The organism is Sphingobacterium sp. UBA7855, assembly GCA_002500745.1.
GTDB lineage: Bacteria > Bacteroidota > Bacteroidia > Sphingobacteriales > Sphingobacteriaceae > Sphingobacterium.
On sequence record DLST01000005.1, the window covers coordinates 1 to 11,832 of the forward strand.

9 protein-coding genes are annotated in these 11,832 nt (G+C 41.9%); 3 read left to right on the forward strand and 6 right to left on the reverse strand.

The features are described from left to right. Positions 1 to 27: 27 nt before the first annotated feature. Together B2107_RS03890 and B2107_RS03895 are read left to right on the forward strand one after the other, a co-directional pair. Positions 28 to 1,020, forward strand: coding sequence for an acyl-CoA dehydrogenase family protein (locus tag B2107_RS03890; protein ID WP_293953329.1), 993 nt, complete (start codon positions 28 to 30; stop codon positions 1,018 to 1,020). Positions 1,021 to 1,043: 23 nt separating this feature from the next. After that, a complete protein-coding gene (locus tag B2107_RS03895; protein ID WP_293953315.1) occupies positions 1,044 to 3,155 on the forward strand; it encodes a 3-hydroxyacyl-CoA dehydrogenase NAD-binding domain-containing protein in 2,112 nt (703 codons plus the stop codon). A gap of 121 nt (positions 3,156 to 3,276) precedes the next feature. Here B2107_RS03895 and B2107_RS03900 read toward each other — a convergent pair whose 3' ends face one another. The 6 genes from B2107_RS03900 to B2107_RS03925 all read right to left on the reverse strand — a co-directional run bounded on the left by B2107_RS03900 (position 3,277) and on the right by B2107_RS03925 (position 11,016). Then, complete coding sequence (locus B2107_RS03900; protein ID WP_293953317.1) at positions 3,277 to 4,734, reverse strand: bifunctional 2-methylcitrate dehydratase/aconitate hydratase; 1,458 nt, start codon at positions 4,732 to 4,734, stop codon at positions 3,277 to 3,279. Positions 4,735 to 4,850: 116 nt separating this feature from the next. Then, on the reverse strand, positions 4,851 to 6,002 hold the full coding sequence (gene prpC, locus B2107_RS03905; protein ID WP_293953319.1) for a bifunctional 2-methylcitrate synthase/citrate synthase: 1,152 nt from the start codon (positions 6,000 to 6,002) through the stop codon (positions 4,851 to 4,853). Between the two features lie 9 nt (positions 6,003 to 6,011). Beyond that, the gene (prpB, locus tag B2107_RS03910) at positions 6,012 to 6,887 is read right to left on the reverse strand and encodes a methylisocitrate lyase (RefSeq protein WP_293953321.1); all 876 of its coding nucleotides are present in this window, start codon (positions 6,885 to 6,887) and stop codon (positions 6,012 to 6,014) included. Between the two features lie 295 nt (positions 6,888 to 7,182). Beyond that, on the reverse strand, positions 7,183 to 7,809 hold the full coding sequence (prfH, locus tag B2107_RS03915) for a peptide chain release factor H (protein WP_293953323.1): 627 nt from the start codon (positions 7,807 to 7,809) through the stop codon (positions 7,183 to 7,185). Position 7,810: 1 nt separating this feature from the next. Then, positions 7,811 to 9,202, reverse strand: a complete 1,392-nt coding sequence (locus B2107_RS03920; RefSeq protein ID WP_293953325.1) for an RtcB family protein — start codon at positions 9,200 to 9,202, stop codon at positions 7,811 to 7,813. Between the two features lie 500 nt (positions 9,203 to 9,702). After that, positions 9,703 to 11,016, reverse strand: coding sequence for a PDZ domain-containing protein (locus B2107_RS03925; protein ID WP_293953327.1), 1,314 nt, complete (start codon positions 11,014 to 11,016; stop codon positions 9,703 to 9,705). A gap of 634 nt (positions 11,017 to 11,650) precedes the next feature. Between B2107_RS03925 and B2107_RS03930 the strand changes: the two genes are divergently transcribed. Beyond that, the coding region (locus B2107_RS03930; protein ID WP_422663697.1) for an ISAon1 family transposase N-terminal region protein at positions 11,651 to 11,832 on the forward strand (182 nt) is incomplete at its 3' end.

An 11,832-nucleotide genomic window follows, 5' to 3' on the forward strand; every position in this document is an offset into this window, starting at 1 on the left:
ACAGTTTAATTTACACTCCCTGTAGACCTGGATTTCTATTATTCCTTAATCCTTTGTGAAGAATTATCCGCTTGCTTTTCTGGAGGATTTACCATTTCTGCACTTGTTATTCAGTTTATGTCCGCTCCATATTTACTCAAATATAGTTCAGAAGATCTAAAAGCACGTTATCTTCAGCCCGTTATTGCAGGTGATATGGTAAGTGCTATCGCTATAACGGAACCCGGAGCCGGTTCTGATGTAAAGCAAATCAAGACAACAGCCGTACGCGATGGAGATTTTTACATTGTCAACGGGTCTAAAACTTTTATCACGAATGGGTATTGTGGTGATTTCTTTATTACGGCTGTCAAGACATCTCCTAAACAGGGTACAAAAGGTATCAGCTTGCTGCTTATCGACCGAAATGCAACTGGCGTTTCGTCAAGCAAAATCAAAAAACTTGGCTGGCATGCCTCTGATACAGCTGAATTAGCATTTAACAACGTTCGTGTCCCTATTTCGCACCTCATTGGTAAAGAAGGAGAAGGATTCCGCTACTTAATGGATGGACTCCAATTGGAACGACTAACTGCAGCTATCCATAGTCTTGCTACCGCAGAGTCTGCATTTCAGTATACACTTGACTATGTTGCACAACGTGAAGCCTTTGGCAAGAAAATTCAGGAATTTCAAACCATCCGGCATCGTCTAGCGCAAATGAAAGCGAATATAGCTACAACGAAAGCTTTTATTTACCATTGTTGTGACCTGCAAAATCAGCAGGAATATGCCGTCCAGGAATGCTCCATAGCTAAACTACAAGCGAGTGAGCTTGCGCTGAGTGTTGTAAATCAATGTCTTCAATTATTTGGTGGCTATGGATTTACAGAAGATTATAAAATCGCCCGGTTATATCGCGATGTGCGTGTCGGAACTATTATTGGCGGCACATCAGAAATCATGCTCGAAATCATCGCCAAAATGACGATAGATCATGTAACCTATCCATCCAAAAGTTCGAATCAATCGTCGAAGTAACGCAACACCTATTGTCACGTATTATGCAAGAGAAAAAATCTTATCTTACACATCCCCTCTTTTGGGTAGAACAGGATGATCATCATATCATTACAATAACCCCTATCTCAACGACGATAGCCGAGCAGCTGGACATTGTAGGCTATCTCACGCAATTTGTTGATCTGGTCACGCTTGTTCTCGAAACCAAAGAAATCAAAGGGGTGGTGTATACTTGTCCTATTCCAGATGAAAAAATTGACTATATTCAGTTATTTGAGCAATTTTCAATGAACCGTGCAACTTCATCGGACTTATTCAAGCTTCTTTCAAAGGTATTGCGCTGGAAGACGTTTCATATACCGATTGTTTCCATCTTTACCGGTAATTGTTCAGCTATAGCATTAGCAACTATGCTATGGTCTAGCTATCGAATCGCACCAAGAAAAATAGCATTAGGTTTCCCGGAAGCTAAATACGGGCTATTTACAGCTTTTGGTACAACCGTCTATTTACCACCATTGATTGGCGCCGACGATGCACTCCGCTTGCTGACCCAAAACAAACTCTTAAGTAGTGATGAAGCTCATCAAATGGGATTGGTGGACGAATTAACATATCACTCGGATGACTGCTTGTCATTAGCCAAAACCTCAATCCGCCATAGACCTGAGTGTTTGGATAAGCAAGGGAGTCGGCATACCGACGAAATAACAGCCGATGCAGTTTTCAATATTCAAAAAAAGGCACATGGCTTATATCCCGGCATAAATGCTGTCATTGAGTTATTAACAGCAAACTCTTCATCCAGCCCTCTTGAAATCGCCGTGAAGGAAGCAACGCTGTACGTGGAAGTCTTCAATCTTCCCGAGACACTAAGTATGGTCCGCACACTCCATTATGGCGTAAAATCAGCCAAATCATCCACGAAGATCACACATATTAACGACTACGACCTAAAAAAGATTGGCATATTGGGTGCCGGTATGATGGGATCTGGTATAGCTTTTGAAGCTGCACGAGCGGGAATTGAGGTGATTTTAAAAGATGTTACACTCGACCATGCTGAACGGGGCAAAGGCTATTCCAATCGGATTTGCGAAAAACTATTCGCTTTCGGTGGCATCACGTCCTCACAACAACAACAATTACTTGCTCGTATCAAACCTACCGATCAAGTGGCAGATCTTGATGGATCTGATTGTGTTATCGAAGCGGTATTTGAAGATTTCCATCTTAAAGCACAAGTAACACAAGAAAGCTTACCCTATTTGCACCAAGATGGTTTCTTCGCCACAAATACCACATCATTGCCCATTACGGAGCTTGCAAAAGCATCCAACAATCCTGAGAATTTTATAGGTATGCATTTCTTCTCTCCGGTAGATCGCATGCCCCTTGTCGAAATCATCTGCGGTAAGCAAACGGCGCAAAAAACGTTGGAAAAAGCACTTACTACAGCTTTGTGCCTCAATAAAGTGCCAATAGTCGTACATGATGGCCCTGGCTTCTTCACCTCACGCGTTTTCTTCAACTATTTACTCGAAGGGATTACCATGGTTCTAGAGGGTATCTCACCGGAGTTGATTGAAAAAGAAGCGGCGGCAGCAGGATTTGCAGTGGGGCCCTTGGCAGTATTGGATGAAATTTCCCTGGAACTGATGTTACATGTTTATGATCAATTACCGCGGCTGCACGCCAGCCAAAAGCGTGCATATAACTACCTGCGAATGCTAGTCGACCAGGGAAGAAAAGGAAAAAAATGGGGAGCAGGATTCTACGATTACCCGGGTGAAAACAAAAACAAAACGATTTGGAATAATCCCAAAATTTCATCTCTAAAGGAAAATATAAAGCCTGCAACGATCCATAAGCGTTTGTTGCATGTTATGGCATTAGATAGTTATCGATGCCTCGAGGAAGGCATACTCGATCAACCCATCGACGGTGACATCGGCGCTATTTTAGGCGTAGGTTATGCCTCTTATACAGGCGGGGTATTTAGCCACATCGACCGCACAACGCTTCCGCTTTTCGTGGCCGAATGTCAGGTATTTCAGCCCCTTGGCGATCAATGGGACATCCCCGAATCTTTAAAAAAGCTGGCGGATAAGAATTTTAGATTTTATCATGGTTTCGAGTCAAACTGGCCCTGATATAAAAACACCCAGGGGTACAGCATACCGATTACGATCTTAAAATAGCATATTCGATTTAGTGATGTAGCGCGGTGATAAAAAATAAAAGTAGGGTAACATTTAACGCCACCCTACTTCACTAGCATTGGCGGACGAACAAATCCATGAGATGCGAAACATCCTGCTCAAGGAAAGTATCGTAGTCCAAAGTTGCAGCAAGAATGGTATGCTGTTGCTTTTCCGAAAATATACGAGCAAGATTTGTTTTGTATTTTTCAATTAACTTAGGAATACCTTCTGCCCTACGCCTGGGATGACCTATCGGATATTCAACCACTAATTCAGGCAATATTGTACCGTCCATCAATTCAATTGTCAAACCGTTTGATATTGCACGTTTATGAGGATCGTGATAGTCAGCAGTGAACTGCACATCTTCAACGCAGGAAATTTTATCGCGTAGTGTATCGACTCTTGGATCAGAAGCGATATGATTTTCATAGTCGTCAGCTGTCAACCGCCCAAAAATTAACGGAATTGCCACCATGTATTGAATACAATGATCCCGATCTGCTGGATTGTGCAAAGGCCCCTTTTTATCAATGATACGAATAGCGGCTTCATGTGTTCGGATGGTTACACGAGCAATATCCGCACTGCTCTTTCCAAATTCCTTCAGTTGCTGATAAAGTTGCATAGCAGCTTCAGCTGCAGTCTGCGCATGAAATTCGGCCGGAAATGAGATTTTAAAAAGAATATTCTCCATTACATAAGATCCATATTCTCGTTGAAATTTAAATGGATTCCCTCGAAACGATACTTCATAAAATCCCCACGTTGGCGCAGTCAAAACAGAGGGGTAGCCCATTTCTCCAGTTTTTGCGATCAATGCGAGCCGGACAGCACGCGAAGTAGCATCTCCCGCAGCCCAGGATTTTCGGCTACCTGTATTTGGTGCATGTCGATACGTGCGTAACGCTTGCCCGTCAACAAAAGCCAAAGAAACCGCATTGAGAAGCTCTTCTCTTGTTAGACCAAGAAGCTTACCTACAACAGCTGTTGAAGCCACCTTCACCAAAATAACATGGTCTATCCCCACCTTATTAAAAGAATTTTCAAGTGCTAAAACACCTTGTATCTCGTGGGCCATAATCATTGCTTCCAGCACGGTTTTAGTCTTCAACGGCTTTTGACCGTTAGCTATATTGCTTCGACTCAACCAATCTGCTACTGCTAAAATACCACCCAGATTATCTGATGGATGTCCCCACTCTGCAGCGAGCCAGGTATCATTAAAATCTAGCCATCGAATAATCGTGCCGATATTGAATGCCGCCTGTATGGGATCTAACTGAAAATTTGTACCTGGCACCCGTGCGCCGTTCGGCACAATGGTACCGGCAACAACAGGCCCTAAGAGTTTGGTACAGGCGGGATATGTTAATGCTTCCAAGCCGCAACCGACTGTATCGAGAAAACAATAAAAAGCCGTATTCCAAGCGACTTCCCCCCCAATTTGATCGTTTAGGACATAGTCCACAATGTCCACTAAAACCTGATCTGGCTGTGGTCTTTCATTTGATATTGCTGAACCCATTCGTGTATGTTGTATAAGATTGTGGTTTTACTTGTTTATTAAAATCCGCTCTTGCGCCTACTTTTCCTAATAGCTAAATGCTAATAAGAGGATTGATCTTTAGTCCCCAACACGATTTACCGTTCAGAAATAGGCACAAAAGCTCTATTGTCAGGACCCGTGTAATGTGCACTTGGCCGGATAATTTTTCCATCTTGACGCTGTTCGAAAACATGCGCAGACCATCCGGTAATACGTGAGAGAACAAATAAAGGAGTAAACATCTCTGTCGGAATGCCCATGATATGATAGGACACTGCCGAGTACCAATCTAGATTCGGAAACATTTTCTTTTCTTCCCACATTACCTTTTCCAATCGCTCTGCGATCAGGTAGAGGGTCATATTTCCAGCTTCTTCCGACAGCTCCCTTGCCACTTGCTTTATCACTTCATTTCTTGGGTCCGAGATTGTATACACGGGATGACCAAACCCAATAATAACTTCCTTATTAGCCAATCGTCTCCGGATATCCACTTCCGCCTCATCAGCATTTGCATAACGGCTCTGTATTTCGAAAGCTACCTCATTGGCCCCGCCATGCTTAGGCCCGCGTAACGCACCGATCGCACCGGCTATACAGGAATACATATCAGACCCCGTCCCAGCAATGACGCGCGCTGTAAATGTTGATGCATTAAACTCATGTTCTGCATATAAATTGAGTGAAATCTGCATGGCTCTTACCCAAGAAGCAGCGGGTACCTTTCCATGTAGCAGATGCAGAAAATGGCCGCCTAAAGTTGCATCAGCTGTCTCAACTTCAATTTCACGCCCATGCTGGCTGAAATGGTACCAATACAGCAGTGCTGAAGCCATTGACGCCATCAAACGCGTTGCAATATCGCGAGCCCCAGCAATGGGATGGCTTTCTTTTTCGGGCGAAACACTTCCAAAAAAAGATACATAAGTTCGCAAGACGTCCATGGCATGAGCAGTTGATGGCAATTGCTTCAGTACGTGCTGAACCGTAATCGGCAACCCACGCTGACTTAAGATCTGACTTTGGTAACTGTTTAATTGCGCCTGAGTTGGTAAACTTCCATAAACAAGCAAGTAGGCCACCTCCTCAAAACTGGCTTGATGCGCCAACTCCAAGATATCATACCCCCTATAGTGCAAATCATTACCACTTTTCCCGACAGTACTCAAAGCGGTATTACCTGCCGGCACACCAGAGAGTGCCACACTTTTTTTAGGCTTAAAACCCGTACCGTTTGTCTCTTCCATCTGATAAAATTATTTATTAAACAATTGATCCAATCGATTTTCATAGGCATAATAATCGATACTTCTGTATAACTCTTCTCTTGTCTGCATGTGGTCCACCATATTAGCCTGTCCGCCGTCTTGCCGAATGTGACGATAAACCTCCGTGGCCGCTTTGTTAGCTGCACGGAAAGCAGAAAGTGGATACAGAACAATAGAAACGTCCGCCTGACGCAGTTCATCCAGATTAAACAACGGTGTCTGTCCAAATTCAGTAATATTCGCCAGAATAGGGAGGCCAGTTGCTGCACTAAATCGAACGTATTGGTCCAAATGGTGAACTGCTTCAGCAAAAATAAAGTCTGCTCCAGCCTCTTTATATGCGACAGCGCGTTCCAGAGCCAATTCAATACCCTCCGAAGCGAGTGCATCCGTACGTGCACCAATGACAAAATGTTCATCCGTTCGCGCATCCACTGCCGCTTTTAGGCGGTCGACCATTTCAGCACAAGAGACTAGTTCCTTACCCGGTCGGTGTCCACAACGTTTAGCTCCTACCTGATCTTCCATATGTACTGCTGCTGCACCCACCTTAATTAACGATTTTATCGTTCGGGCAACATTAAAGGCCGACGGTCCAAAGCCGGTATCAATATCCACCATCAAGGGGAGACAACATACATTTGTAATGCGATCTACATCAATCAAAACATCTTGAAGTGTGGTAATTCCAAGGTCTGGAATTCCTAGTGAGCCGGCAGCAACACCACCGCCAGAAAGATAAATTGCCTTAAAACCCGCCTGCTCAGCCAAAAGGGCATGATTAGCATTTATGGCCCCAACAATTTGCAATGGTTTTTCGTTCTTGATCGCTTCCCTAAAGAGGAAACCTGGGGATTTTATCATAATATAGAATTTGAAATTCCAAGCCCTGCAATCGCCTTTAGCTACAGGCAACAGCAATTATTTAAGTCTATGTAGTCTGAACACTCATCTTTAGAGCGTTATTCTTAAAGATACACATTACCATACCAATAAAACAAATTATTTTCTAAACGCAAGGTTATTTACAGAAGAAAATACGGCTATAAACAAAAAACACTTCAATTAATTCAAGAAGCCCTGAACTTCAGGCTCAAGGCTTCTATCTAAATCCGAATGACCACATGGATCGTTGCTTTGTCTATAAATGACTAAAAAACTATTTTTCGACAAAATTAGGTCCATGAAAAATCCGCTTTGCCTGTCCTCTCTTCACTTCGATTTGATTTTTCCATTTTTGCTCATTGGCCACATTTAACTCCTCACGGCCCAATTCCTTCAAACGCTCCGCTAATCGCAGCATTGCAATTTCTTTATTCTGTAACTGAGACCTCGTATCCATCACCTGTACACTGATACCAGTAGGAACATGCGTCGCTCTGACTGCTGAACTGACCTTATTGACATGTTGGCCTCCTGCTCCGCTGCTACGCATGGCCTGAAAATAGACATCTTTCAGATGCAGGAATTCTTCCTTTGCTACCGGAGAATCGAGTTTTACTTCCACAAACCAATTTTTGCGTTTATGCAAAGGGCGAAAGGGACTTTTACAGACCCAACAGACTGTACCAATCCATTTATCCAACAATCGGTCCAGATCATTTCCCCTCAGCCGGATGGTCGACGAACTGGGAAGTCCATCAATTTCTTCTGTAGCTAATCCTTCGACTATTACCCCAACTTTACTAGCTTCAAAAGAGATGCAGTTAGTAACTAACTTAACTGCCAAATTACATTCCTTAGGACCTCGTCCTGAGGTAACTTGCACGTACTTTTCCTCCATCATATTATTTATCCATACGAACGATCTTCGGACTGAATGTACCGAGAACACAAACCAGTTCTTGCTGTAATTTCATGATCCGATGAATATCTTTGTAAGCGCGCGGTGATTCATCCAATGCCCCACCAATTAAATGCACCCCATGTGCTTCCAGATCGTTTAGCATGGCGCTTTTTGTCAGACTGTTTTTACAGGCTGACCTTGACATTACACGCCCAGCTCCATGTGATGCAGACTGTAAACTTAGTGGGTTTCCTTTCCCCTCCACAATAAATCCTGGCGCTGTCATCGAACCAGGGATTATCCCCAGCACACCGTCACCAGCAGGCGTTGCGCCCTTCCGGTGAACGATACATTCTTCACCATTCACAATTTCCTTCCAGGCAAAATTGTGATGGTTTTCGATCGTTACGATGGGATTGCCGCCAAGTGCTTTCGCCAGGCGTCGATGAATATCAGCATGACAGGCCTGTGCATATTCTCCCGCCAAATTCATTGCCATCCAATATTCCTGCCCCTCTTCACGTGCTAAATCCAGCCAGGCCAAATGCTGTACGTGGCGCGGTAAGGGACATTGCTGTGCCGCAAGAGCTGTATAATGTTTAGCGATATGCGCGCCCAGTCCTCGAGAGCCACTATGGGATAAAATTCCCAGATACAGCCCTGGACTTATTCCCCATTCATCCCTCACAGTATGAAGTTCAACTACACCGAATTCGACAAAATGATTACCACTGCCGGAAGTCCCAAATTGTCTGTACGCTTTACCCAACAACTCCTTTAACATAGGAATTTCCTGAAATTCAGCTCTGCTGAAAATAACGTGATCATGTTTATCACGATGTGTCTCATTTAAACCAAATTTGGTATTTTCCTTCAATATATTTCTAAGTTGAAATTCTCTCCCTTTAAAATAACTGCCCGGCAAATCGAATATCGACAGACTCATCCGACAACCGATATCGACACCAACGCCGTATGGTATTACAGCATTTTCTACAGCCAGCACGCCTCCAATAGGAAGCCCATAACCAGTATGTGCATCCGGCAGCAATGCACCTTGTCTTGAAATGGGTAATCTCAAAGCATCATACAATTGCCTTTTGGCCTGCTCATCAATTTCATTTTCTCCAAATATGCTAAATGGAGCTGGATGTGAATACAGTTCCTGCATGCGCAGCTCAACGGGTTTAACCAGTCCTTCAGAGACTTTGCCCCATATTTTATGCCCCATAAACCGCTCAGGAGCTTCTAAAAGCTCCGCAAGTTCAAGAAGAATCGTTGCTTTCTCTTCTTTCTTACGATACCTTGTGATCAGCCCTAAAGCTATATTAATTACATTATTTTTAGGAAACCCTATTTTAACTAGACTTTTCCCTGATAATTTACTTCCCATTTTTATTAAAAAAAATAAACAGTTAACGGTCAATCTGTTCTTGCGAATCAAATTGGCAGCATGTTGAAAAAATTCGGGAACATATTTTGGAAATTAACCGTCCAATGCTGCGAATTATCCCTCAGCGGCACGCGCAAAGACACAAAGCGATCATCGCCGATTACGGTTAGCTCGTTTTAATTGAACATCAAATCCAGAAAATAAAAAAAGCCCGAATGAACTTCGGCTTCTTGATTTGTATAAATTGGTTTTTCAAAAGAATTAAGCTACTTGACAATTCATCCTAGCGGATTGAATCTATAAGGATATGCTTACATCTCGAAGAATATCTTACATCTTACAAAAAGCACGAAGAATACTTTCGGCAAATCCATTTGCCTTAAAAGCTTGCTGTGTTATCTTTCTAGCGACCAACATATCTCTTCGTATTTAAAGTGTTAATAGAATAATATCGAGTGCAAATATAAGTAAGTTTAGCTAATAAAAAAAACTTCAGATATTTAATCTACGTTAAAGGGAAGAGGATCTTTTAACACAAATTTAAAATCTACCGTATTCTCACCCCTTATCACACGAAGATGCATTTCCTTACCCTCTTCCGATTTAAAAAGATTATGAATCGACTCCAAAGAAAATGAAGATGCGGGGCGACCATTGATCCTAATGACTTTATCATCAGAGAGTAGTCCTGCGATTGCCGCTGGTGACCCCTCGCGCACCGTTGCAATCTTATACATATTTCGAAGTACAAAGCGATATTGCACGCTATTTCCCATTCTTACCTCTGTACCACCATCTTTTTGAAGGACTACAGGGATTTCTTCTCTCTCGTATTGAATACCATCATGTATAATTTCCAGACCACTCATATTCAAATAATAAAAACGATCAAAATCCTTATTCTTCCGAAGATAGATTGCTTTGTTTGGATAATCTAATATGACTTTAAATCGGCGCAACAATTCGTTGCCAAGCGAACCTATTCTTTCACTTACAAATGTCGCATGTTGTAATGAACTCAACTCAGGATAGGCGACAAGTGGGTAATTCATCGTAAACGGCTCAAGCTCAAGCGACCGTATTCGATTTCTCTTCCCGTAAATCTCGCCATTAAAGCCTTGCCCTATATAATCATCGATAAATGGAGGTTTAATATCGAAATTGTTTAACCTCGACGGAATAAGCATCAAAGCATCGCTATTTCCCATATCGATCAATACCCGACCATCGATCACGGCATTATCCTGTCTGAAAGCAACTGAAATATAGGGGCGGCTATTTACAATATCCAATGGTAGACATTGCATTTTCTCCAGCATCTTGGGCCGATTTTTCTGAGGAAATAATGTGATGCGGTGCTTTTGAAAATCAATTTCTATCATGTGGTTTTCAAAAAAACGACTTCCCATAATACCATTGACCTCTATTCCTATGCGCGTAGAGATATCAATATGAGCATTTTGTAAAATGTATATTGGTTGGTTCAAATCTTCATATACACCAGCTATATTGACATGGTTATTAATCGATAGATAGCCATCCAGCCCCTCTTCACGACCTAAACCCTGAAATTTGTTGACAAAAACTGCGGTGTCAATTGATTTTAATGTCTCGCCAAAAATCATGGTTTCCTTTACGCCTGTATCCAAGAGGAAGTTCATCGGATAACCATTCACCAAAACGTGAATGATGACCAAGTTATGTACAAAGAGGAAAGAAAATTTAGCCTTCTTTTTTCCATTCAATACAAAGCCTACCTGCCCCTGAGTGAGGAGAAAGCAGAACAATGCCAGCGATAGAAAAAATACCTTCATTCAAGTTTACATTTGGTATTTCCAATGTAAACAACAAAATTCATATAAAAAAAAGATTTTTAAAAGACGAAAACTGCCTGATCATTTTTCTTTTATGGCCACTTTTTTAACAAAAAAACCACATTTTATTGTATCGTATTGCATTTGCCCTTAATACCTTTCGAAGCAGATCCTATCGTAGACCTATGTTTATGTGGATGCGAAAACTAAGAAAATCTAGTCTGAAGAAAATAAAACCAAACCTATTGACACTGCTAAGCAATGGGCTGATTAAAATTGACTAAGATAATCAATAAAGTGTAATACAACCCAATATCAACTTTTTCCTAACAACTATAATTACTCTATATATGGACAGTAATTAGTCACTGCTTATTCAATGCTGGCTGAGTCATCACTGAACAAGCACTGAACAAACACTGAACAAGCAGTGAGGTAACGGTTAATAGGATTGCCATTTAATCCCCATCAGATGTAGCTAAAAATTTTTTAAAAAAAAGGTAGGGAACTCAACTTATGTAACAAAAAAAGGGATTGTATCCGCATGATCATTTGATGTGATAATGGATCAAGCAGAATTCTTGGGGGAATAGTAATAATTTTCTAAATTAGCATCTTAAAAAACGAATCAACCTTGCAAGACGCCGAACGTAAATTACTGTCCCTATTGATGCCCGAAGGGCTTTTAGAATATTTTCAGATTTTAGCAGTCGATCAGGTTGACAATCAACTCCACATTTATTTAGATGAGCTTAATATTGCTCCAACAGGCTATGAGAACAGCAAGTTGGAGTCAAAAGGCTTTATGCCTTCCAC